The 24,600-nt window shown below is 33.6% G+C and carries 15 protein-coding genes; 6 read left to right on the forward strand and 9 right to left on the reverse strand.

The window, feature by feature from the left end; translation table 11 throughout:
- Positions 1-110: 110 nt before the first annotated feature.
- Positions 111-839, reverse strand: a complete 729-nt coding sequence (locus tag Z054_RS0102780; protein ID WP_024768576.1) for a hypothetical protein — start codon at positions 837-839, stop codon at positions 111-113.
- A gap of 358 nt (positions 840-1,197) precedes the next feature.
- Here Z054_RS0102780 and Z054_RS0102785 point away from each other — a divergent pair, with 358 nt between their 5' ends.
- From Z054_RS0102785 to Z054_RS0102795, 3 genes are all read left to right on the forward strand, one after another.
- Positions 1,198-5,808, forward strand: coding sequence for a T9SS type A sorting domain-containing protein (locus tag Z054_RS0102785; protein WP_024768577.1), 4,611 nt, complete (start codon positions 1,198-1,200; stop codon positions 5,806-5,808).
- A gap of 572 nt (positions 5,809-6,380) precedes the next feature.
- Positions 6,381-7,217 carry a M57 family metalloprotease gene (locus Z054_RS0102790; RefSeq protein WP_024768578.1) on the forward strand — a complete coding sequence of 279 codons (837 nt, stop codon included), beginning with the start codon at positions 6,381-6,383 and terminating at the stop codon, positions 7,215-7,217.
- 202 nt (positions 7,218-7,419) lie between these two features.
- On the forward strand, positions 7,420-8,259 hold the full coding sequence (locus tag Z054_RS0102795; protein ID WP_024768579.1) for a M57 family metalloprotease: 840 nt from the start codon (positions 7,420-7,422) through the stop codon (positions 8,257-8,259).
- A 56-nt stretch (positions 8,260-8,315) separates the two neighbouring features.
- Here Z054_RS0102795 and Z054_RS0102800 read toward each other — a convergent pair whose 3' ends face one another.
- The 6 genes from Z054_RS0102800 to Z054_RS0102825 form a co-directional block, all read right to left on the reverse strand.
- Positions 8,316-8,567 (reverse strand): hypothetical protein, encoded by a 252-nt coding sequence (locus Z054_RS0102800; RefSeq protein ID WP_024768580.1) that lies wholly within the window; start codon positions 8,565-8,567, stop codon positions 8,316-8,318.
- Positions 8,568-8,851: 284 nt separating this feature from the next.
- Positions 8,852-9,931, reverse strand: a complete 1,080-nt coding sequence (locus Z054_RS0102805) for a methyltransferase domain-containing protein (protein WP_084050050.1) — start codon at positions 9,929-9,931, stop codon at positions 8,852-8,854.
- Between the two features lie 234 nt (positions 9,932-10,165).
- Positions 10,166-11,956, reverse strand: a complete 1,791-nt coding sequence (locus Z054_RS0102810; protein WP_161635235.1) for a leucine-rich repeat domain-containing protein — start codon at positions 11,954-11,956, stop codon at positions 10,166-10,168.
- Between the two features lie 242 nt (positions 11,957-12,198).
- Entirely contained in the window at positions 12,199-13,035 is an 837-nt protein-coding gene (locus Z054_RS0102815) for a mechanosensitive ion channel family protein (RefSeq protein WP_024768583.1), read from the reverse strand.
- Positions 13,036-13,151: 116 nt separating this feature from the next.
- Positions 13,152-14,546 carry a DUF5689 domain-containing protein gene (locus tag Z054_RS0102820; RefSeq protein WP_035090174.1) on the reverse strand — a complete coding sequence of 465 codons (1,395 nt, stop codon included), beginning with the start codon at positions 14,544-14,546 and terminating at the stop codon, positions 13,152-13,154.
- A 51-nt stretch (positions 14,547-14,597) separates the two neighbouring features.
- On the reverse strand, positions 14,598-17,483 hold the full coding sequence (locus tag Z054_RS0102825) for a TonB-dependent receptor (RefSeq protein WP_024768585.1): 2,886 nt from the start codon (positions 17,481-17,483) through the stop codon (positions 14,598-14,600).
- A gap of 231 nt (positions 17,484-17,714) precedes the next feature.
- Between Z054_RS0102825 and Z054_RS0102830 the strand changes: the two genes are divergently transcribed.
- Positions 17,715-18,764, forward strand: a complete 1,050-nt coding sequence (locus Z054_RS0102830) for an endonuclease/exonuclease/phosphatase family protein (protein ID WP_024768586.1) — start codon at positions 17,715-17,717, stop codon at positions 18,762-18,764.
- Between the two features lie 48 nt (positions 18,765-18,812).
- Here the strand turns inward: Z054_RS0102830 and Z054_RS0102835 are convergent, their stop codons facing one another.
- Entirely contained in the window at positions 18,813-19,244 is a 432-nt protein-coding gene (locus Z054_RS0102835) for a hypothetical protein (protein WP_024768587.1), read from the reverse strand.
- Positions 19,245-19,387: 143 nt separating this feature from the next.
- Complete coding sequence (locus Z054_RS0102840; protein ID WP_024768588.1) at positions 19,388-21,223, reverse strand: cation:proton antiporter; 1,836 nt, start codon at positions 21,221-21,223, stop codon at positions 19,388-19,390.
- Between the two features lie 132 nt (positions 21,224-21,355).
- Between Z054_RS0102840 and Z054_RS0102845 the strand changes: the two genes are divergently transcribed.
- Entirely contained in the window at positions 21,356-22,216 is an 861-nt protein-coding gene (locus Z054_RS0102845; protein WP_024768589.1) for a universal stress protein, read from the forward strand.
- Positions 22,217-24,481 (forward strand): SulP family inorganic anion transporter, encoded by a 2,265-nt coding sequence (locus Z054_RS0102850; protein ID WP_024768590.1) that lies wholly within the window; start codon positions 22,217-22,219, stop codon positions 24,479-24,481.
- Positions 24,482-24,600: the final 119 nt, after the last annotated feature.

Consider the following 24,600-nt stretch of genomic DNA (forward strand, 5'->3'; position numbering starts at 1 on the left):
TTTTATAAAGACATCTGGATAGATATCTATCCAGATGTCTTTCGTGTTTATACACATAAACACTTGCATTTTTTAAACTTTTTTTATTACTCAACTTATCTATAAATTGACTAAAAATAATATCTGCCAGATTCAATAAAATCATCAGAGATAGTAGTATATGAATCCCAACAAGTATTACAAGTAGAATCTAACCATTTATTAAACCCTGTTTTAGAATTAAATTGCATACCTGTTTCTGTTGCTTCATTGTAACCATAAATAGAAATGTATCTAAAACGCCACCCGTCTGTCCCTTGTAATTTAATAGTAGCCGATTCAATTTCCATCCATTCAATATCAATAGGTTTTGGTAACGTTAGTTCTAGTTCGTATGTGTCTATACTGCCTTGTTCTCGCCCTCCCTGTAATACAAAATTCCTTTTGGTCATTATTCCTTTATCGGTCTTAAAAACTATATCAATCTTTACAACTCCATTCGTTCCTTCATGTGTATTAGTGCCAGTCATTGTTGTTATTCTAAAAGGAATTTTTGTAATCGATCCTGAAAAAAAGGAGAATCCTGTTTTTTGCTTATGTCCTGTGAGGTTTTTCTCAAATTTGGCTAAGGCTTCTGCTTTACTCGTTTCGGCACTAAAACTCATATGAAATATTGGTTTTATTACTCCTGATTGATCATCTGCTACAGTAACATCACTATTTCCTGTAGTACTCATAAAACCTTCTTGCTCTTTTATGTTTAGTATCTCGGTATCTGATTCTGTTTTTTCACATGATGTAATCACCAAAACACCTATTGTTACGAATATGTATTTTTTAAGTTTTGTTACTGTTTTCATTTTGTTCATTAAGAGTTTTAATTATAAAAATATTTGTCTTTGATTCAACAAATGTAAACTCAAGTATCCTATTTTATCAATCGTAGTTGATGGTCTGCTATTTTGAATTGATCAAAAATATGTTTCAATTGATAGTTTGTAATCTTCACCTATTCAGTTACATCAAAATCATTTGGATTCTAGATTATAATCTATAACTAAGAAAACTATATCCTTCTTTAACAAACCATTGATTAATATGTGATTACAAAAAAATACTTGATTTTCTTAAACTTTTTTTAACATATCTGCCCAATAATAATCATTCTAATACTCTAACTTGCATTACGCAAAAAATCACACAAAAAATTTAATAGTCATGAAATTAAAATTACTCTTAATTCCATTCGTTATCTCCTGCTTTTTTTGGACTCAGAATGGGTTTACTCAATCCGTATTTATTAATGAAATACACTACGACAATGCAAGCACAGATATAGAAGAAGCTATCGAAATTGCAGGGACAGCAGGGACAGACCTTTCTGGTTGGAATATTGTTTTGTATAATGGGTCTAATAACGCCGTTTATAATACAATTTCTATTTCGGGAGTGATTCCTGATCAGCAAAATGGTTTTGGAACGATAGTAGAAATTCTTCCAGCCAATGGATTACAAAATGGTGCACCAGATGGGATTGCATTAATTGATAACAATAATACTGTTATCCAGTTTTTAAGCTATGAAGGTGTTATTACTGCAACAGATGGACCCGCATCTGGGTTAACAAGTACCGATATAGGTGTATCAGAATCTAGCAGTACTCCCGTTGGAGCCTCTTTACAACTAGCAGGAACAGGAACATCTGCTACAGAATTTACTTGGGAAACATCTACAACCAACTCATATGGTGCGATAAATACTAATCAGGTTTTAGGAACACCAGTTATCATACCAATAATTAACGAGTTTGTATTTAATCATACCGGATCAGATACTGATGAATTTGTAGAAATATTAGCTAGTGTAGAAACAGACTTAAGCGAATATTGGTTACTAGAAATTGAAGGAGATAGTAATGCTTCTGGAGTTATCGATGAAGTAATACAATTAGGCACTACAGATATTAATGGATATTTCACTACTGCTTTTGGTAGTAATGTATATGAAAACGGAACTGTCACTCTACTTCTGGTAAAGAATTTTACAGGTAGTTTAGGGCAAGACCTAGATACAGATGACAATGGTATCTTTGATGTTACCCCGTGGGAAGAACGCATTGATGATATTGGAGTTAATGATGGTGGTGCATCTGATCTTAACTATGCCAATATTACTTTACTACAATCCTTTGATGGAAGCTCATTTACTGTTGGAGGAGCATCGAGGTTTCCAAATGGTCAAGATACCGATGCTATCACCGATTGGAAAAGAAATGATTTTGATGGAAGTGGGTTACCAAGCTTCCCCTTAGCTATAGCAGAGCCGGGAGAAGCTGTTAATACTCCTAATCGAGAAAATGTAGTTATTGATGATGTTGATCCTACAACCGTTATAGTAATTAATGAAATTGACGCAGATACAGATGGATCTGATATTTTAGAATTTGTAGAGCTGTTTGACGGCGGAGCCGGAAACACATCTCTGGATGGACACACTTTAGTATTCTTTAACGGATCCAATAATCAGAGTTATGCTGCCTATGATTTAACTGGTTCTACCACAAATGCTAATGGATACTTTGTTATCGGTAATGCAGATGTAGCTAACGTCGGGGTTACGTTTCCTGGTAATGGACTACAAAATGGAGCAGATGCTGTAGCACTATATAAAACTGAAGCTTCTAATTTTCCTAACGGAAGCGCTATCACAACAGAAAATTTGGTAGATGCTATTGTATACGACACCAATGATAGTGACGATACAGAACTATTGGTTTTACTAAACAGTAGTGAACCACAAGTAAATGAAGACGAGAAAAATGATAAGAATTTCCATTCATTACAACGTTTCCCTAATGGATCAGGAGGATTAAGAAATACCTCAACATATACACAAGCAATTCCTACTCCGGGAGGAGCAAATACCAATGCAACAGAGATAGCTAATCTTATTATTAACGAACTGGATGCAGATACTCAAGGCTCTGATGCTTTAGAGTTTGTGGAACTATATGATGGTGGAACCGGAAATACCTCACTTGATGGTTATGTATTGGTAAATTATAACGGAAGTAACAATACCAGTTATAATGCCATTGATTTAGATGGTTTTACTACCAATGCCGAAGGATATTTTGTCATTGGTAATGCAGATGTTGCTAATGTAGGCCTTGTCGTTCCCGGAAATACGTTCCAGAATGGTGCAGATGCTGTGGTCTTGTATTTTGGTGATGCTACAAGCTTTCCTAACGGAACAGCGGTTACTACCGAAAATATCATTGATGCCATTGTATATGATACCGATGATGCTGATGATGTAGAATTATTAGTACTTCTAAATACAGATCAGCCACAGGTAAACGAAAACACAAACGGAAATAAAGATGGAGAATCTTTACAACGAAGCCCTAATGGACAAGGAGGAGTTCAAAATACTGCTTCATATGTAGCTAAAGCTCCAACACCAGGAGCAGATAACGATGGTGTAATAGTAATTCCTGGCGACCCAATAAGCATTGCAGAAGCTAGAGCTACTGCCGAAGGTACACCAGTTACTATCACCGGAGTATTAACTGTTACTGATAGTTTTAATGGTCCTGCATTTATTCAGGATACCACCGGTGGTATCGCTATTTTTGATGACCAGGTGCAAGCAAATGCTACTTTAAAAGTTGGAGATTCTATTACCATAACAGGGATCAGGGCTGCTTTTAATGATCAGATTCAGATTAGTTCTGTAACAGATGTAGTAAATAACGGTCTTCCTCAAAACCCAATTACACCACTAGACATTACACTTGCAGAGCTTGCAGATCATCCGGGAGAATTGGTTCGAGTACTTAATACTACATTCCCTAATCCGGGAGATCTTTTATTTGGAAACTCTAATTTCACCCTTACCGATGCTAGAGGAAATGGAGAACTACGTGTTGATAACGATGTAGCTTCTATAGTAGGTAAAGCACAACCCATTACCTGTTCAGAAATCACTGGTGTGATAGGTCGTTTTAGAGAATTCTTCCAGTTACTGCCAAGGCAGGTTTCAGATATTCCTTGTGCGGTAGAATTTATTCCACCGGGAGACACTGTAGGGTTCCCTAAAGAAGATACTTTTGATGTAGTAACCTGGAATATCGAATGGTTTGGTGATGAAAACAACTCGCCTGTAGGTCAAAATCCTATGTCTGATGCAATTCAAAGAGATAGCACGGCTACAGTACTTAAAAAGTTAAAAGCAGATGTATATGCCGTAGAAGAAATTGCTGATGATGTATTATTTGAAGAATTAGTAAACCTGTTACCAGGATATGATTATATTTTATCTGATGCTGTTTCCCGTCCTAATTCTGGTGGAGTATCACAAAAAGTAGGATTCATTTATAATACAGAAACTGTTTCTGTGGTTGAAACAAGAGCAATGTTTACATCCATTCACCCGCTATATAATGGTGGTGATGCATCTGCACTTGTAGATTATCCTAGCGAAACAGATCGTTTCTACGCTAGTGGAAGATTACCCTTTTTAATGACTGCAGATATAACTATTAACGGAGTTACAGAACGTATTGATTTGATCGCACTACATGCCAGAGCAAATAGTAGCAATGGTCCTCAAAATCGGTATGATATGCGTAAATATGATGTAGAAGTATTAAAAGATTCGCTAGATGCTAATTTTGCAAACAATAAGGTTATTCTTTTGGGAGATTATAATGACGATGTAGATGAAACTGTAGCAGACATCCCATCAACCATTTCTAGTTTTCAGGAATATGTAGATGATACAGCTAATTACACGATTGTATCTTCTGCGTTAAGCGAAGCAGGATTGCGATCATTTGTTTTTAGAGAAAATATGATTGATCATATTATGGTTACTAATGAACTTAATGAAGCTTATATCGAAAATTCTGTAACAGTTCATTACGACGTATATGATAATGATTACGCATTCACTACATCGGATCACTTACCCGTTTCTGCACGATTCTTACTAGAACCAGAATTTGTAAACAATAATTGTTCTGGGGCATCTGTGGTAGCTTTTGATCAAGGCAAGAGAAAAGATGGAGGAAGAATACCTCGACTTAGAAGTAAAACTAAGCGTGCCTTAGGAACTCCTAGAGAAAAAAGATATTTTAATTTTGTGAGTTTAGGTTTTGGTGGATCGATCACCATAGAACTAAACAACGAAATTTTTGATAATGCTGATACTAATGAATTTGCAGTATTCGAATCTACAGGGTTCTTTGACAACGTCCCTTGTAATTACTATCCAGAATCAGCAGAAGTATTTGCTTCTCTAGATGGTATTGAGTTTGTTTCTTTAGGAACAACTTGCCAGGATGGAGAATTTGATCTTGCAACGGGTAACTTACGTTCTGCAAAATATATCAAAGTTGTAGATACAAGTGATAAAGCTAGTTTCCCATGGTTTGCAGATGGCTATGATCTAGATGCTATTGTATGCCTTGAAAATGGTGAGCGTATCGCTACAAAAAATACTATGGCAAATACAAAACCTCCTACTGCTCTAGAAAGTGAATTACTAACCGAAGATTTTGGATTAGAAGAAGCAAGTGTTTTTGTTTCCCCAAATCCATTTAAGAATCAATTATCTATAGATTTTAATACTCTTGTTGAAGGAGATGTAGATGTTATAATTACTGATGTAACTGGCAAAACTGTATATACTCAAACGATACAACTTAATGCCAGACAATCCAAATTATCTATTGATATGAATCGTTATCCAAAAGGATTTTATGTTGTACATGCTTCTAGTACAAATGGAAAACTTAATATAACTAAAAAGATAATTAAAAAATAATTGAATTAGAAGGAGGCTATTTAGATAATCTCTTAAACAATACCAGATCTAAAAAAGGCTGAATTATCTAATTCAGCCTTTTTATTATTTACTTATTTCTTTTTCAAAACATATCTAATGCATTGTTTTTCAGTAACATAACATTACGGGTTCTCATCAAAAAAAAACATCCAAACACCTGTTTTTATCCAGAGTTTATGACTAGTCTCTATACAGTTAATTAACCCATTTTTATATAGTGATTTTCCTGAATAATAGTTTAACCACCTAATAATCAATTAATTATATTTTCAAACGATTAAGAATGCTATTATCTATTTTTATAGATAGATAGATTTGAATACTTTTAAAATTGAAATCAATAGAGATTAAATATTTCTTCATTTGATACTACTCCACTCTAATGGTTAGAATCCCACAATGATTATAGTATCATTAGGACAAAACCATCCAATAGGTAAGAAACAAAAATATATCTGGCGCCGAAAGTAAATGTTTCTAAAAGAATGATCTCATGAATCCTTGTAGGCTTCAAAAACTAACTTATTTAATAATCTTAAAACTAAATCAAAATGAAAAAATGGAAATTATTAGCGCTTTGCGCTATTATTGCTGGATTTATTTCGTCTTGCCAAAAAGATGAAGTTACAAATGAAGCACTAGAACAGGTAAAAATAGAGCCCACAAAAGCGCAACTCGAGAAGTTGCATAATATGGGGGTGAATACTGATAATGTTACGATTGAAGATTTTACCTTTTTAGACGGTTCTTCTGCCAAACACTTGGTTTCAGGAGATATTACAGTTCCAATAGCAGATTTAAACAAATATCCGGAACTAGAGTCTCGTGATGATGATAGTAAACAATACCGAACACCGAACCTGGTATCTCCACCTAATAGAAATATTAAAATTCTTGGGTATACTGGGGGTGGTTTTGCATTAACTCCTAAGATGAAAACAGCTTTATCGTGGGCCGTTTTCAACTATAATGTGTTACCCAACACACTTAATTTTACACTTAGTTATGGTACTAATGTTGCGGCTGCTGATATCGTAGTTTATAAAATCGCAGGAGCTGCAGGTGGAATTGCAGGGTTTCCTACTCCTGCCGGCAAACCATACAAATGGGTTAGAATCAGAGCAGGAACAGATGCATATAGTACTAATGTTAATGAACATGTAATCGGTCATGAGATTGGGCACTGCATTGGATTCAGACATCAAGACTGGTATAACCGTCAAAGTTGTGGGTATACTGGTACTTTGCCTGCCGAGTCTACTGCTATTTGGATACCAGGAACCCCTTGGTCTCCTAATGCAGACTCTATTATGTTGGCATGTTTTGGTGCTGGTGAAGATGGTGAATTAACACCTACAGACAAAACAGCATTAAATATACTATACTGATAATATTGTTCTGAAGGATAAAATAAATCTCCAGAGTTTTGCTCTGGGGGTTTATTATAAAAAAGAACAACTCTTCAGAAACCTCAATACGTATCAACCCAATATGTAATATTAAGACTGAAGTCTTTATCTAATTAATTGCATTAAATACATACAAATTTCAAAAATTAAATGATCTAATTATTCTTAAAACTAAAACAAAATGGAAAAGCTTAGACTACTAGCATTTTGTGCTATTATTACAGGGTTTTTTTGGTCTTGCCAAAAAGAAGACCTTACTACTCAAACTCCTGAACAAGTAACTTTAAAACCTACAAAAGCACAACTTGAGAAGTTATCTAATATGTTAATAAATACAGATAATGTTACTATTAAAGATATTACCACATTAGACGGCATCAAAAAAAAATATTTGGTTTCAGGAGATATTTTAATCCCAGTATTTGATTTAAAAAATTATGGCAAATTAAAACCTAAAACAATTAACCAGAAACAATTCCGGTTTCCACACATAGTATCACCACCTTATAGAGTTATTGATATTCTTGGATATACAGGTTCTGGATATGCTCTTACCAGTAAAATGCAAACCGCTTTACGATGGGCTGTAAATAACTATAATAGCTTGGGTAATTCGCTACGATTTAGACTAACCTTTGGTACTGATTTTGGTCCAGCAGATATGGTAGTTTATAATAATAACCAACCTGGTGGTGGTGGAGCTGCTTCAATTCCTAATGCAGCAGGTAGACCAGGTAAGTATATCCAAATTAATGCAGGTACAAATAGTTTCAGTACTAATGTGGTAGAGCATGTAATGACTCATGAGATAGGGCATGCTATAGGGCTAGCTCATCAAGATTGGTATAACCTTCAGAGTTGTGGGTATACTGGTCCAGTGCCTGCCGGGCCCTCACCTATTTGGATACCGGGAACTCCTTGGTCTCCATATACAGATTCTGTTATGTTAGCCTGTTTTAGTGCTTCTGCAGATGGTGAATTAACAACTACCGATATTCTGGCGTTAAATATATTATACTGAAAATAGTTTTGATGTATAAAAAAAGGCTGAATTTAATAATTCAGCCTTTTTACTATTTACTTTTTGTTATTCTCGAGTTCACGCTTTTTTCTTCTTGCTTGGCGTTCTCGTTTTCGTTGTTCTCTTCTTAATTTTCGCTGCTCTTTTTTAGATAGCGTTTTAGTAACTATCTTTTTTTGAGTCTTTTTAGCGACTATCGCAGTCTTTTTTGATTTCTCTGTAGCTTCAGCCTCTTTTTTCTTTTCACCACAGGCCAATACTGCAAATACTAATACTACTACTAATAAACACTTTTTAAAAGTTTTCATAATACAACATTTTTAGTTTGTACAGTCTATAAAACGCTGTAATAAGGCAATTGTTTTATAATTCTGTTATAGCCTGATTTTACTAGTGGTTACATAGCTTCACACTAACAAAAGTGCACAAAATCATACAACAACAAGCTATAATCCAGTCTAGAAGAGCAGAAGTAAAACATATAAACAAACCCATCATGAAGGATTTTAGATTCAACTCTTACTTAACACAAAGATTATAGCTTTACTGTTAATTCTATCAGAATATATGAAAGGTTAGATGATATAAAACATTAATCTTTAATTGCTACTCCTTTAAAAAAAGTATAACAAAATGTACCTCCTCCCTCAGCCGTCTTATACAAATCGTTAATACCACTATTCATTTCTTCTTTGCTAATAATTTTCTTTGCTAGTGCTTCTTCTGTAATCCCTCTGACCATAGCCGTAAAAGTATTTTTAATAAACCCGTCTACTAATTTGGGTTTTGAATCATCAACATATACCTGTCTTGGAGAAATCGTGATGTTCTTAAATCCCGAATCAAGTAATAATGGATATAGTGCTCTGCCAATATTAGCATTCCCTCCTTTTTGTTGTTGTAAAGTTACTTGTGCCTGAACCACTTTTTGTGCAGATAGACTATCTGGGTAAAAATATGTAGAACCATGGTCTCCTTCAATGATCATAAGTGTCCCCCCCGGTTTAAGAACTCTCTTTAGTTCCTGTAGAGCTTCTTTTGGATGAGGAATATGTTCTAAAACAAAGCAAACAAAAATGTGATCAAAATGACCGTCTTTGAAAGGTAAGTGTAACAAATCGGCCATCTTAAACGCTACATTTTTGATATTGTGTTCTTTGATTAATGTTTCTGCTTTTTCTAATGATGCAGTGGACAAATCAATAGAAACAAAAGTCGAATCTGAGTTGTTCTTTGCTATGATTTTGGTTTGTGCCCCAACACCACAGCCAGCTTCAAGAATTAGTGAACCTTTTTTCCATTTTGAGTCCCAATGCAAAAGTTCTGCAATAGAATTAGCCTGATCATTTAATCGAATTGTCTCTTCTTGAGAATATCCATGAATATAACTCTTCATATGATCTTGACTTATTTCCTGGATATTATTTTCTGCCTGTTTCAGACGTTCGAGTATTTCCTTACTGGCATCTCGTAACTCTTTCCCCGAGGTGGTAAACACCAATTGATTATTAACTCTATAAAAAATCTGGGTGTCTAGACGCGATTCTAATTCTTTAAGCTGATGGCTTAATGCCGATTGTGTAAGAAAAAGTTTCTCGGCCGCATTTTTTAAGGTTCCTACGGCAGCAACAGTATCAATAAGTTTTAAATGACGGATTTCTATATTAGCCATTGTTTTTAATTTTTTTATGCAAATTACAACGCTTCGCTAAAAACCAATGACAAAAGAATATGAAAAAAAATAATAGGTTACTTGAATATAATTCAAGCGGTTATAAAATTAGAATTTACTGTTTTAATTTCTAAGAACGCCGAGGTTATAATTACTTAGTATTGTTATGAGATACCTAATTACATAATCATGGTTATTATAAAATGGTGATAACAAGACTACAGATAAATTATCTCAAAATTCAATTTTACAATGCGGTATTAATTTTTTAAGCTCTTCTTTTTTATATTCATTTAATTTATTAGAAGTTAAAATAAGCCAAGTTAAATTCTTGAGTTCACCAATAGATTTCGGAAGACTAATGAGTTGATTTGCATTTAAAAAAAGTCCTGATAAACTCGTAAGCTGACCTATGGTTTGTGGAAGACTGGTAAGTTGGTTATGTTGAAGAAAAAGATCTGTCAAATTTGTAAGTCGACCGATGGATTGCGGAAGTCTGGTGAGTTTGTTAGAGTATAAAAAAAGATCTGTCAAATTTGTAAGCCGACCGATGGATTTTGGAAGACTCTTGAGTTGATTATTATTAATCTTTAATACTGTCAAATTTACCAAATTACCTATAGATTCAGGAAGACTGCTTAGTTTATTTCCATTTAAATTAAGTTTTGTCAAATTCGTGAAACTCCCAATAGATGCCGGAAGGGAAGTGAGTTGGTTGTTATCTAAATCTAGTAAAATCAAATTCGTGAAATTCCTTATAGATTTTGGGAGAGTGTTAAGGTTATTATTACTTAAGTTAAGCCTAGTTAAATTTGTAAGCTTCCCTATAGATTCAGGAAGACTGCTTAGTTGATTATTGCTTAAATCTAGTAAAATCAAATTCGTGAAATTTTCAATGACTTTTGGAAAGTTGGCAAATTGATTATTACTTAAATTAGACCTAGTCAAATTCGTGAAATTCCCTACAGATTCTGGAAGATTACTAAGTTTATTATTGCTCAAATTAAATACCGTGAGATTCATAAAACTTCCTATGGATTTAGGAAGGTCTGTAAGTTGATTGTTATCCAAGTCAAGCACTGTCAAATTCATGAGTTCACTAATAGATTCTGGAAGACTAGAAAGGCGATTGTTACTTAAGTCGAGCCATGTCAAATTCATAAGCTGACCAATGAATCCTGGAAGATTAGAAAGATGATTGTTACTCAAGTCAAGCCATGTTAAACTTATAAGTTGATTAATAGATTCTGGAAAACTGGTAAATCGATTATTATCCAAGTGAAATTCTGTCAAATTCGTAAGGTTTCCAATCGATTCGGGAAGAGTGTTCAATCTGTTTTTTCCCAGGGTGAGCTCTGTCAAATTCGTGAGGTTCCCAATCGATTCGGGAAGACTAGAAAGGTGATTGTTATGCAAGCCAAGATCTGTCAAATTCGTAAGGTTCCCAATCGATTTGGGAAGCATACTGAGTCGATTATCATTTAAGTAAAGCTTTGTTAAATTCGTAAGGTTTATTATGGCTTCTGGAAAACTGGTGAGTCGATTCTTATCCATACCAAGTCTCGTTAAGTTTGTGAGTTTTCCAACAGATTCGGGAAGACTGGTAAATCGATTAATTCCCAGGCTAAGCCTTGTTAAATTCGTAAGATTTTCAAAAGATTCAGGAAGACTGGAGAGATAATTATAACTTAAAGTAAGCTCTCTTAAGTTGGTGAGTTGACCTATAGATTCGGGAAGAGTACTAAATTTGTTTCTCCTTAAAGTAAGCTCTCTCAAATTGGTTAGTTCTCTAATGGACTCAGGAAGACTACTAAGGTGATTATTATCTAAATTAAGGGTTGTTAAATTCGTGAGTTTTCCGATAGATTTCGAAAGACTAGTGAGTTCACGTTTACTTAAATCTAATTCATAAACTTGATCCGGAGTTTTTAGAGCTTCTTCTAGAGATTTATAGGTTCTATATTCTTGAGCATTGACTCCTGCAAAGATGATTATGATTATCGCTAAAGTGACTGTTTTTTTCATTGTCTTTACATTCATATTAGTCTTTGGCAGAAAGTCAATGATGTTATTTAGATTAATAAGGAATTTTCTAAAAACATTGAATCTTTACAACCGTAACCTATTAACTAACATTAAGATATACATAATATGGCTACTATGCAAACAATCCAAAAATCATTAAATTAATCAGGAAGTTCAATATAAATACACTATAAAAATCATAAGGTTTAGGGTTTCTACATCTAATATCAGTTTTGTAAATTCTATTTTATGTTTTCATGTTGATATAAATGAATATCTCTTTGAGGAAAAGGAATAGAGATCCCATCTGATTCCAAGCGTTTTTTTGCTTCTTCGAGAGTATAAAAATGTATATCCCAAAATTCTTCAGTAAGTGTCCAATATCGTAATGAAAGCGTTATCGAGCTATCCCCAAGTTCTGTCACCACTACCACCGGTAAAGGATCTTGAACTATTTTATCTTGTTCATTTACAAGGTCTAGTAGTACTTGTTTGGCCTTCTTGATATCACTATCATAAGATACTCCAATTGTAATATTATCTCGTCTTTTACCTTCTTCAGAGTAATTAATGATATTGTCATTAGACAATTTACCGTTGGGGAGAATTGCCAATTGATTACCAAAAGTATTTAATTTTGTAGTGAAAATTGAGATTTCTTTTACTGTACCCTGTATGCCTTGTGCTTCAATAAAATCACCTATTTTAAAGGGTTTAAAAAACAAGATCAATACCCCGCCTGCAAAATTTGCCAAAGATCCTTGTAATGCCAAGCCAACGGCTAGGCCAGCGGCACCCAAAATAGCAACTAATGACGATGATTGTACCCCTAATTGAGTCACCACCAAAACCACCAGGAGAACTTTAAGCCCTAAATTCAAAAAATCATAAAGAAATTTTTCTAATGTTTCATCATAATCCTTCTTTTTGAAAAACTTGCGAAGCATACGACTTATAACATTAATAGCCCATATACCTACTATAAGAATAATGATAGCCGAAACTAAGCCCGGTATAAAATCCCATAACCATTTTACAAATTGATCCCAGTTCTCACTAGTAAGTCCAAGTTTTTCCATAATTTATATTTTTAAACTAATCTGCAAAAATAAAGGATTTAACCTTGGTGAAATATTCTTTTTTAAACTAATACCATTTACAATTTGAATTTACTGTAATAAAACACCCTTTTTCCTTATTCTCCTATAATTCTAATATTATCAATATGGTAACGTGTAGTAGCTCTGGGATCACCACCAATATATCGAAAACCTATACGAATTGTACCATCTAAACAGGATAACCCAATGGGTCCTGCTGGTGTAGCATTACCAAAAGCATTTAATGGCCCTCTCGGGATCAAAGCATCAAGCTTTATCCAGGATGTGGTTGTTGGGTCTCCGGTAAAATTATTGGTTGCAAAAACCTCAAGAATATTTCCGTTATCATATCCTGCTTGCAGATCAAAATGTAAAACCTCATCTATTGAGGTACTTACATCAATATCTGGAGTAATAAACCATACCTCATATAGGCTTTCTTTAGATCTATACCCAGTAATTTGTGCATATTGATTTTCACCAAAGTTACCTATCTTATACTTTAATTTTCCTCCTGTGATATTACTATTCATCCATCCAGAATCTTCTAAATCACCAATTTTGAGATCACTAAAATCTTCTTCAAATAATATCGTAGCCCCTGTAGAAATTGCTGGACATTCTAAAACTATAGGATCACATCTCGTTTCATTATCAAATACTAACCCTCGCGGATCATTAAGTACTAAGTTATATCTGTTTCCTAAAAAGTTTTTAGTTAATATTCCTTCAAAACTTCCTTGTTGAATTGGTAGTTTTAACCCTTTAAAGTCTGAAAAAGTGCTTGTACTCATTATCGTAGTTCTTCCTGTTGCACAACTCTCTACAATACGTTCTCCATCAAATTTATCATAATTTTCTGCTGCAAAAGTAAAAGTGTTATCTTCTAAAACAAGACTTTTGGTGAACTGAATATTATTTACCTTAATATATAAGTTTACTAGTTTATCTGTAAAATCTTCAATCGTTATTTCTAGCGGAGTTATAGTCTCTATTTCTGTAGATCTTATCACAGTTTTTTCTATAAAAAAAGAGGGAATTGCGCCAATGGTATTTCCTTCTGAAACTCCAAGAGTTGGAATCCCGTTTTCTATGCCAAGAGACAAACCATCTAGCTTAATGTACATTTTACGTCCAAATTCATAAGTAGTAAATAATGGATTATCATCAATTAATACCCGAACTCCTGCAGAAGGGTTAGCATTTTTATCCTGAAGCACAAGTTCTTTAAAAAAATTACTGGCTTTATCACTGGATACTACGTAACCTGGTATAAAATTGTTGGTATCTTCAAAAATTACTTTGGCTTTTTCTCCATCTTCTATAAGTTTTTGTCCCAGAATACCGAGTATTGCATCAATTGTAATTTGTGTGCCTTCAATTTGCGGTTCATCTATGGTAACCGGAGATATTTTAAATTCTTCTTCTGGTGAGCAGGCCATAATTGTATACGATACAATTAAAATCCAAAAACATTTCTTTGTGTTCATTTTTGTACGATATTTTTGTTGTATTTATTGTTTTTATAGTGAGATCTGAAACTAAAATCTTACATAGACATTGAGATAGTAGGAAGTACCAAACCCGTAAAAATATTTTGATCCAAAAACGGGAGTATCACGTTGTGATTCTTCTAAAGCCAATCTGTAATTCGCACTCCTAGCCTGCTCAAATCCTCCTGTTCTATATTCTTGATCAAGAATATTATTTATAGAGGCAAAAAAACCAATGTAGTACTTCTTGATTCTCCAGGATTTTCCACCAATAGCATTTACAAGAAAATAATCCTTAAACTGCTCCTGTTGTAAAAGATGCTTTGCAATATTTTCGTCATAATCATTAAAAGGTAATCCATCAGTATCTTGATAAAAATTCGTGGTTCTTGCAAAAGGACTTATATTGATATACGCATTAGAAAAATAATTTGTAGTAGCCCCAAACCACCAAAAATCTGGGTCACGATATTCAAAACCTAATTGCCCTGCGCGTTGAGGTCCTCCTGAAATGTGATACCCCTCTAATGCTGATTTTCCGAAACTTCGTACCCCTTGAATGTCTGAAAATGCTTCACTAGTACTAGTTAAGACTAAGTCTGGATCATTATCATATACAAAGCTACCAACAGCAGCAGCTCCTTTAATCTTGATAGTCGGGGTAATTTGATATTCAATTCCAAATTCTCCACCAATGTATCGTTTATCAATATTGGTAAGTATTTCCTGAACAAACCCTACATCTGATCCTGAGATAGCTTCGGTAAAAAAGAAAGAAATATTGGTAGCATCCATAACCTTGGTGTAATACCCTGTTAATCTTGCTTTTATTTTTGAAGAACGAAGTATATAACTACCATCTACAGATTGAATTTTTTCACTTTCCTGAGATTCACCTAATAATTCTGCTACAGTACTATTATTCTGTCTTGCATTTGCAAAAGTATTACGAATTGTAGGTGCTTTATTGAAATAAGCGCCTTGTATTTTTATAAAATGATGTCCATTGACAGTAAGAGTAGTTCCTGCCTTTATTCCATAATTTATAAAGTTCAAAGCTTCGCTTTTTCCATAAGAAGCATTCCCTGGAAAGTATCCATTTTCAAACAAACCATTTCTTTGATAGGAGGTTTGTGAAAATGTTCCTCCCAAAAAGAAGTTAACTCTTTTCAACTTAAATTGCCCTTGAAGAAATCCCTTAATTGCAGAGGCCTCAATCTCATAGTTATAATCATACCGATCTCCTACTCCTACAATACGGTTAGGGTTACGTAAATCACTCTGTGCTCTATTGGATAATTCAGAAGGAGTTAATTCTATCGAAGATAAAGCAAATACGTCAATATCCAGAAAACCAGTACCACCCAAAAGATCGGTTACCTCAGCAAAATTTTGGCTCTTTAAATTCTTGTACCCGATTGCTGCATTTAATGTAATGTGTTGATTGAGCTGACTATTTAGTATCATATTACCACTCAACTGGGTATCATCTGTTCTATCCTCGTATAAAATATATGTTGAATTATTACCTTTTTGCGCATTTTGTTGATTGGTTTGTAACAAATCAGCCCAGTTTAATTGTCCATTGTTGATAAGACTTTGTTGCGCCAAAAATGCATTTTGATACTCCAGAGGAGTTGGGTCAGGATTTTCTAAAAAAGAACTTGGCATATTATCCGGGTGCACAGGATTGGTGTCTGCACTTCTGCCTCCTCCAATATAGGTTTGTTGCCCGTTTGGACCTATTATTAAATCACTGCCTCCATTATCTATTCTACTATTTGCAATTTTACCGGTCTGAAATGCTATATTCGTCTGTAAACGAGTTTTTTTTGATATATTCCAATAATGATTTATCATAAAGACTGGCTCCTCTATTTTCCGCTCTCTGGAGTTCCTTATTTTTCCGTCTAGATACCCCCAGTTAGGGTTATATTTATTTCCTTTAAGATTAAATACTTCATCGGTAATCGCTGTAGACCTCCCTCTACGATTTGGAGTATAAAAACCTGTTAGGTTTAGACTGTGTTTTCTCCCTAATTTCTTTTCAATCGAAATAAAAAATGAATTTGAATCATATAAGGTTCCCTCAACAAAGCCTTCTTTTCCATATCTTCTAGCTAAGGATACAGAGAATGCCCATCCTCTTGCGGTAATCCCAGAATTATACGTTCCTATTACTCTCCCTTGATAACTACGGTTAGAAATGGCATAAGATATTTTGCCTCCTTTTCTGTATTTAGAAGCCCTCATAATGATGTTAGAAGTTCCTAAAAGATTTCCAAATGTATAGTCGTTTTCTGAGATCCCTAGTGAAAATTCCTGATTGCGTTGCACATCATTTAACCCTCCCCAATTGCTCCATTGTGGTCTTCCATTAGAAAATTTGTTCATTTCAACTCCATTGATCAGAACTTTTCCATTTTCATTTCCTAAACCTCTTGGGCGAAAAAAAGTTGAGCTAAAATCAAATGCTGCAGCAGTAAGAAATACATCTCGGGTAGATTGAAGTAATCCTGAAACACTAAAGGAAACATCATTATCTTCATCTAATTCATGATCAGAAAGGCTAATCGTACCTATATATTGTTCTGTATTAAAATCAAACTGTAAGTCTATTTTTTTAAGATCCAGGACATCCCCTTCATTAATTACAATAGGAAAACGTTTAGTTATATATCCTTGTTTCGATAGTATAAGTACTTGCTCCCCTATAGGAAGCATAGTATTTCTAAAATCAAATTCGCCAAACGAATTAGTGAATACAGTAACCTTTGTTTCTTTAATAGATGCTGTAACCTTTTCAAGATTTACACCAGAAATAGCATCGATAACTTTTCCTTTTAGCCCGGTTTGTTGAGCGTGTATGCCCACAATACTACAAAAGAACACTAGCAAAATAATATATTTTGAATCAAAAAGAGTATGGCTCATAGTGTGTGATATATAGGGTTGAATAACTCAAAATACTCCCGAGTTATATGTTAATAATGAGCAAGTATAAAATATCCCAGTTTCATTTTTCGAAACTGGAAAAACCAATATTTGTCTCGAAGTAGGTGCCAAGATCCTGATTTTGATATCTGTCTAAAAGATTAACCCTAAACCTCACATTGTGCTGAACTGGATTCAGTATCTCTGTGAGGTATGATAAAAAGCAAGCTTATGTTTTTGAAAAGTATCTGCGTAACACTCATTTTATTAACCACTTCCTTTGTTTTTGCACAAGAAACAAAGGAGTATAAAATCCATACCATTGCATTTTACAATCTTGAAAATCTCTTTGACCCCGAAGATGATCCTATAACTTTTGATGATGACAGAACTCCTAAAGGAAAGGACCATTGGACCTATAAAATGTATACTCATAAGGTGAAAAATATGGCCAGAACAATCTCTGAAATTGGCGAAGACCTAACTGCCAACTCTCCTGCTATTTTGGGAGTTGCAGAAATAGAAAATAGAAAAGTGCTCGAAGATCTTGTCAATGATCCAAATCTTAGGCCAAAGGACTATGGAATTGTTCATTTTGATTCTCCGGATCGAAGAGGGATAGATGTGGCTTTACTCTATCAAAATGCTCTGTTTAAGGTGAAAACCTACAATAAACATAAGTTGGTAATTTATGACAGAAATACTGCTAAGCGAGTGTTTACAAGAGATCAATTACTGGTAAGTGGTTATCTGGATGGAGATTTACTACATATAATTGTAAATCATTGGCCATCTAGAAGAGGTGGAGAAGCTAGGAGTCGATATAAAAGAGAAAAAGCAGCAGCACTAAACAAAAAGATAATGGATTCTATATTTGCTGTTGATCCATATGCAAAAATTATCACGATGGGTGACCTTAATGACAATCCTAATGACTCTAGTGTAAAAAAAATACTGGTTGCAAAACAGTATAGAAAAAATATTAAAATTAAAGGGCTTTACAATCCTATGGCAAAATTGGCTAAAAAAGGTTTGGGTTCCCTTGCTTGGAGAGATCAATGGAGCCTGTTTGATCAAATTATTATTTCTAAAAACTTTTTAGACACGGATTATTCTTCTTATCGGTATTATAAAGCTGGAGTATTTAATCCAGAATATTTGATTACACCAACAGGTAAGTATAAAGGGTATCCTTTTCGTAGCTATACTAATGGTGCATATACAGGAGGATACAGTGATCATTTTCCTGTGTATATATATCTTATTAAACAAAAAAAGTGATCAAAAATGATCACTTTTTTATTTATTTTTTATAAAGATATTATCTGATTATTGACAATCAGAAAGTTCTACATATTTTTCAAAAGGAACACCTGTGTCTCGAGGAGTTAATACTCCTTGATGAAATTCTTGTATAAAAGCATTTCCGTTTTCTCCTCTGCATACCCGCAGAGTAATATTGTTATTAGTACAATTCAGACAAGTTTGCCCTCCAAACTTACAATCTCCTAATATTTTTAATTGCTCTTCATAAACTTTAATTGTTTCATCATCAGCAGCGCAGCCATTATTTAAAACTGTTTCTATTGCTGTTTTATATGCAGTACAAGCTTCTGTAGAACCAATGTTTTGACTATATACTACGGCAGCTTCTGATAAGTCTACATTAGCTTTAACACAATCTACATCTTCATCATCGCTTCCACATGCTGTAAATCCCAGGGCAAGGATACAGGCAACGACATACACAAGTTTTTTCATTTTAATTCTTGATTTTTAGGTTAAGTTAAACTCAAAAGTAAGAAAATTAAACTGGACTAGGTAATATCGCTATATAATCCCATAGTTTCATCATCTATAAAATTGGTTGTAACAAGTAACTATCTTATATAGAATATGGTAATTTATTTTACTTCTTCGATATCAATGGGCTTACCAATATAGGCTAAAAAACTACCTTCTTCTACCTGCTCTATTTCTTTACTAAATGATGATATAATTCTAATGTCTTTATTGGTATCTTTTATAAACAGAGGGATAATGTCTTTATCATCTTTAGTCATATCAATCAACGTTTTATATTGTTTTTTATCCTTAATCTTTATTTCTTGAATTCCAGGATATTTTTCGGCAAGTTCAATAAGTTTATAGTAGTCATCGGTATGAGAAAATAGGCCTTCCTGAGGGTTATTTTTGGGGTCTTCCATTTCTTCAGAAGTAATTAATCTAAAAGCCCCATATTCTCCAAATTGATCTTTAAACTTATTAATTGCATATTTATTTATATCACTATTGCCCGTAAGTGCCATTAGGTATCCCATATCATTTAACTCAATATTGTCGTTGAGCTGATCACTATAAATATTACCTTCTATCGCTTCTAATCCCAGATCCTTGGCTTTATTAATGTTGTCTCTATTGCTGTCTACCAAAACCACATGTCGATTGTTGTTTTTGATATATACTGCAATCAATCTGGAAACTTTGGAGGCGCCTATAATTAAAATACCTTCAGATTTTTTGAGAAATACTCCAACTAATTTGGCAAAAATACGTGCTGTAGTAGCATTAAGTAAAACAGTACCTAATACAATCATAAACACAAGAGGTGTAATATACTCTGCTCCCGGAACTCCTTCTTTATATAGTTTTAATCCGAATAATGATGCAATACCAGCTGCTACAATACCTCGAGGCCCCACCCAACTAATAAAAAGCTTTTCGTTAGTTTTGAGTCCTGAGTTTAAAGAGCTTAGAAATACACCTATAGGCCTTACTATAAAAACGACAATAATAAAAAGTAAAGCAGCTTGCCAATTATAGATTAGTTGTAAATCTTCGATATTGATATTTGCTGCCAGAAGAATAAATAATATTGAGATCAGAAGTACACTTAGAGATTCTTTAAAGTATAAAATTTCATCAATGTGAGGAAGGTTTATATTTCCTAATACCATACCCATAACCACTACAGAAAGTAACCCAGACTCGTGAGCAAAAGCATCAGATAACACAAAAACACCTAATACCAATGCAAGAGTTACTACATTAAGCAAGTAATGAGGGATAATTTTTTTCTTAAGAGAAAATGCCAAAGCATGAGCAAACGTAAAGCCAAACGTAAAGCCTACTAGTATAATTTTACCAAATTCGATCAAAGCTGTAAATGTAAATTCTTCGCCACCGCCTACTCTAATAAATTCAAATACCAAAACAGCAACCAAGGCTCCAATTGGATCAATTAAAATACCTTCCCATTTTAATACTGCAGACACGTCCTTTTTAAGAGGAATATTTCTAAGAATCGGAGTTATTACTGTAGGACCAGTTACAATAATTAATGAAGAAAATAAGAAAGAAATAGGCCAACTTAAACCAAAAATGTAGTGTGCTGCTAATCCTGCACCAAAAAAAGTAACAATAACGGCAATTGTGATTAATTTTATAATCACAGGACCAACATTAAGAATTTCGCTTCTTCTTAGAGTAAGACCACCTTCGAAAAGAATAATGCTTATGGCTAAAGAAACAAAATAGAATAAGCTCTCACCAGGAAAAAGACCTTCTTTCCCGTTCCAGATAGGTTGTATCAATTTAGTGCCATCACTAGTAAATAAAGTAGCAAAAGGACCAACCAAAAGCCCAATTAAAATTAATGGTAAAATTGCGGGTATTTTAAATTTCCATGCTACCCATTGGGCTAAGATCCCCAATATAATTATTCCTGCCAGTTCTAACATGTTTTGTTCTTAAATCAGATTAATGTGAGAAAGATCGGGATTTTTTTAAAAATAACAGAAATAAGTGCTATTTTCTGATTTTAAAAAATTAAGTTTATATTTTGCCACTTATAATTATTACAAAATAAATCTTTGAACGAATTACCTAATCATAAATTTAATACTATCCTTATTGGGGTAGCCTTTTCTCCTAACCTAAAAAACAATATTTTTGAGGCCATGCGAATGGTTGATTTTTTTGATTCTAAAATGATCATTGTTCATGTAGGTGAGAAAACTAAAAAGAAAGAAGATAACATAAAAGAACTCATTTCTGGATTTTCTGACGATGATGATGAAAAAGTGAGTGTTATTTGGAAACAAGGTGATCCCGTTACTATTATTATCGAGACTGCCAGAGAAAATAATGCTGATCTAATTATGCTTGGTGCTATCCCCAGAGAAGACTTTCTTAAGTTTTATATTGGGTCAATTGCACGAAAAATTACCAGAAATGCACATTGTTCTGTTTTGTTGTTAATAAAGCCATCAGAAGATTTAAGACCCTGTAATCATATTGTGGTAAATGGTCTTAAAGATGAGAAAACCAGACAAACAATTCTTGATTCATTTGAAGTAGCCCAGAATCTTGGTGCACAAAAACTCACTATTGTAGAAGAAATTTCTCGTCAAGAGGTTAAGGTTGTTGTAGAAGACGATCGATCTTTGCTTAAGGACACATTAATAAAAGAACAATTAACTAAAAAAGAAGATCTTAGGGTACAACATATCTTAAATGATGTTCCGGAAGATCTTAAGACCGGTATTTTAATAAAAACACAGTCTATTTTTGGAAAAAGAGGATATTCTATTGGTCATTATGCAAAAGTAGTAGCGGCAGATCTTCTTATTATGAATGCCCCAAAAAGAACTACGTTTTTAGATCGTATTTTTCTTCATGATCTTGAGCATATTTTATCAGAATTACCCACAGATGTTTTAATTATGAGATAAATGAAAAAGGCGAGCAACACTACATCTGGTTTTTTATCTCAATTGCCCAAGAATATTTTTTCGGGCTTTGTGGTTTCATTAATCGCATTACCATTGGGGTTAGGGCTAGCTTTAGCTTCTGAAGCTCCTCCTATCTCGGGAGTAATTGCCTCTGTTGTTGGAGGGATTATTGTAAGTGTTTTTGGAGGATCTAAAGTTACAATTACAGGTCCGGGTAATGGATTGGTAGTCGTTTTACTAGGAGCCATCACAACACTTGCTAATGGCGATCTTTATCAAGGTTATATTTTTACATTAGCAGCCATTATATGCTCTGGAGTACTAATGATTATCATTGGACAATTACGATTAGGTATTTTGAGCGATTTTTTCCCTTCTTCAGCAATTCAAGGAATGCTTGCTGCAATAGGAATAAGTATTTTTGCAAAACAGTTTCATGTTATGCTTGCCAATACTGGCATCAAAGGAGATACTATTTCTTTGTTAACAAATATTCCCCATAGTATTTCGTTATTATTTAAGCCCGAATATAGCGCCATTGCTATTGCTGCATTGGTTGGAGTTTTGAGCTTATTGATTATGTTTTTTTATGGTAAAATCAGAAATAAATATTTTCAATTGGTACCTGCACCCATGTGGATCGTTCTTATCGCTGTAGGTTTAAGTTATTATTATGAGTTCTTTTCTAGTGCTCCTTATCCAATAGACACTTCCTTGTTAGTACAAATACCAGACGATATTTTTTCAAATTTCCCTACTCCGAATTTTTCATTAATTCTTGACTTTAAATTTATAGGAGTAGTTATTGCAATAACTTTAATTTCAAGTATCGAATCTCTATTAAGTATTAAGGCTGTAGATAAGCTAGACCCTTTAAAAAGAAGATCAAATATAAACAAAGACCTTACTGCATTAGGTGTTGCATCAATTGTGAGTGGTTTTTTAGGAGGGCTTAATGTAGTTACCGTAATTGCCCGTAGTTCTGTAAATGTTAATAATGGTGGTACCAATCGGACTTCTAATTTCTTTCACTCTGTATTCTTAATACTATTTGTGGTTTTGTTTCAAGATCAACTTAAAAGAATTCCGCTTACAGCATTGGCAGCTATTTTGGTATATACAGGATATAAACTGGCAGCTCCCAGAAACTTAAAAATTGTTGCAAAAATCGGTAAAGAACAACTTATTATTTTCTTTGCCACAATTATTGCAACAATAACAACAAACTTAATCACAGGGATCCTCATCGGAATCCTGACAACGATTGTTATACATTTTATCCTTAATAAAAGCGTGTTGTTTTTTGTTAGAAATCTTTTTAAACCTAATGTACTTATGTTTAAAGAAGGCTTCAACGACACCTATTTTGTTAGTGTAAAGAATTTTTCGAGCTTTCTTAATTATTCTCGATTAAAAAGAAAATTAGATACAATCCCTGAGAATCATGATGCCATTATCGATTTTTCTCTTTGTGACTTTGTAGACTACACTGTACAGGAGAGTCTATTAGGGTATCAAGAAACTTTTAAGAGAAAAGGAGGGTCTTTTGAGATCACAGGACTTGATATTCATGGTACTTCTTCAGAACACCCTCTAGCAATAAGAAGTTTGATTCCTTTTTCTAAAAAAATCAAAATTGGAGCAAAATCAAATCTTACCAAAAGACAAAAAGATTTACAGAATATTGCTAATGATTTTTCCTGGCGATATGACCCTAAAAAGGATAATCATATTTCTGGTTTACACGATTTTGTGTTTTTTAAAACTAAAAAAATCAATTATCTAAACAACTCTATTTATGATCCTCAGTCTATTTTTAGAATTTCTGATACCGAATTTTCTGAAGGTGAGTTTATAGCACGTACATTGGTTAGAACTACAATATTAACGATACAGTTAGAAAAAGAAATTCCCAAATTTACCCTAGATAAAGAGGGTTTATTAGAGTTTATATATAAGTTTTCGGGTTTTAAGGATATTTTAATTTCTGGACATCCTGATTTTTCTAAGCGATTCTTCCTTTTAGGGGAAAATCCAGAAAAAATTCGAGTGTTATTTAATGATGATTTAGTGCTGTTTTTAGAGAGTAATCCATACTATCATATCGAATGTAATGGCAATTCTTTACTTGTAATGCGAAAAGAACGTTTAGCTAGTATTAAGGAAATTAAAGCATTATTAGATTATGGAACTCGCTTAGAAAAAGTAATCTCAAATATACAATATGATGAAATATTGTTAAAAAGTCCAAAAATTAAATCTTGATCCCTTCCATTTTTTCTATTTTGCAAAGATTTTTAATTATTCTTGAAAAGATGCTAATGAATGAAACACAAAGAAAATATGTAGCAGGTGTTTTGGTAAAGAGATTAATTGGTACTTTG

It is taken from the genome of Aquimarina macrocephali JAMB N27 (assembly GCF_000520995.1).
Classification (GTDB): domain Bacteria; phylum Bacteroidota; class Bacteroidia; order Flavobacteriales; family Flavobacteriaceae; genus Aquimarina; species Aquimarina macrocephali.

Bases quoted from the DNA above. Each gene is read 5' to 3' on its own strand.
- Z054_RS0102780 (WP_024768576.1), bottom strand. From the start codon at position 839: ATGAAAACAGTAACAAAACTTAAAAAATACATATTCGTAACAATAGGT.
- Z054_RS0102785 (WP_024768577.1), top strand. From the start codon at position 1,198: ATGAAATTAAAATTACTCTTAATTCCATTCGTTATCTCCTGCTTTTTT.
- Z054_RS0102790 (WP_024768578.1), top strand. From the start codon at position 6,381: ATGAAAAAATGGAAATTATTAGCGCTTTGCGCTATTATTGCTGGATTT.
- Z054_RS0102795 (WP_024768579.1), top strand. From the start codon at position 7,420: ATGGAAAAGCTTAGACTACTAGCATTTTGTGCTATTATTACAGGGTTT.
- Z054_RS0102800 (WP_024768580.1), bottom strand. From the start codon at position 8,567: ATGAAAACTTTTAAAAAGTGTTTATTAGTAGTAGTATTAGTATTTGCA.
- Z054_RS0102805 (WP_084050050.1), bottom strand. From the start codon at position 9,931: ATGGCTAATATAGAAATCCGTCATTTAAAACTTATTGATACTGTTGCT.
- Z054_RS0102810 (WP_161635235.1), bottom strand. From the start codon at position 11,956: ATGAAAAAAACAGTCACTTTAGCGATAATCATAATCATCTTTGCAGGA.
- Z054_RS0102815 (WP_024768583.1), bottom strand. From the start codon at position 13,035: ATGGAAAAACTTGGACTTACTAGTGAGAACTGGGATCAATTTGTAAAA.
- Z054_RS0102820 (WP_035090174.1), bottom strand. From the start codon at position 14,546: ATGAACACAAAGAAATGTTTTTGGATTTTAATTGTATCGTATACAATT.
- Z054_RS0102825 (WP_024768585.1), bottom strand. From the start codon at position 17,483: ATGAGCCATACTCTTTTTGATTCAAAATATATTATTTTGCTAGTGTTC.
- Z054_RS0102830 (WP_024768586.1), top strand. From the start codon at position 17,715: ATGTTTTTGAAAAGTATCTGCGTAACACTCATTTTATTAACCACTTCC.
- Z054_RS0102835 (WP_024768587.1), bottom strand. From the start codon at position 19,244: ATGAAAAAACTTGTGTATGTCGTTGCCTGTATCCTTGCCCTGGGATTT.
- Z054_RS0102840 (WP_024768588.1), bottom strand. From the start codon at position 21,223: ATGTTAGAACTGGCAGGAATAATTATATTGGGGATCTTAGCCCAATGG.
- Z054_RS0102850 (WP_024768590.1), top strand. From the start codon at position 22,217: ATGAAAAAGGCGAGCAACACTACATCTGGTTTTTTATCTCAATTGCCC.